At 70.4% G+C, this 483-nt stretch carries 1 protein-coding gene; it reads right to left on the bottom strand.

Features of this window, described 5'->3' with window-relative positions; translation table 11 throughout:
• Positions 1-147: 147 nt before the first annotated feature.
• Positions 148-483, bottom strand: a 336-nt coding sequence (locus tag AOK24_RS28840) for a hypothetical protein (RefSeq protein ID WP_206191279.1), incomplete at its 5' end; no start/stop codon positions are given.

Below are 483 nucleotides of genomic sequence, written 5' to 3'. Positions count from 1 at the left end.
GGCGGCGGTGCGGGCGGAGGCGACTCTCATGAGGGAGACCCTTCTGATCGGTTCCAGCCTGAATAGCTCGAACTTAGGTAAGGCTAACCTAATGGCGATCTTCGGTTGTTTGTCAATGGACGGTAAAGAAGCTGTGGCGTACGCGACTCAGCCCGCGGGCTCGCCCACCTCGAACTCGGCGCCCACGACGGCCTGTTCACCGGCCACCCCGGTCACCTCGACCGTGTGCGCGCCCCGGGTCGCGTTGCCGTACACCGGGAAGTCCTGCGCGAATCGCCCGTCGCCGTCGGCCACCGCCTGGTACCGGGTGTCCCCGTCGATCGCGACGAGCAGCACCGCGCCGGGGGCGAACCCCTCGCCGGTGACCCGCTGTTGACCCCCGGCGGGGAGGGCGGGACGGGCGAGGGAGACGGCAGCCGCGGCCTCGGGAGACACCTCCGCCGAACTCCCCGCCGTCGGCATGGGGTTCGTGGCCGGTGCCCC

Source organism: Streptomyces niveiscabiei (assembly GCF_001419795.1).
In the GTDB taxonomy this organism is placed as follows: domain Bacteria; phylum Actinomycetota; class Actinomycetes; order Streptomycetales; family Streptomycetaceae; genus Streptomyces; species Streptomyces niveiscabiei.
This window is presented reverse-complemented; position numbering and strand designations above follow the sequence as displayed.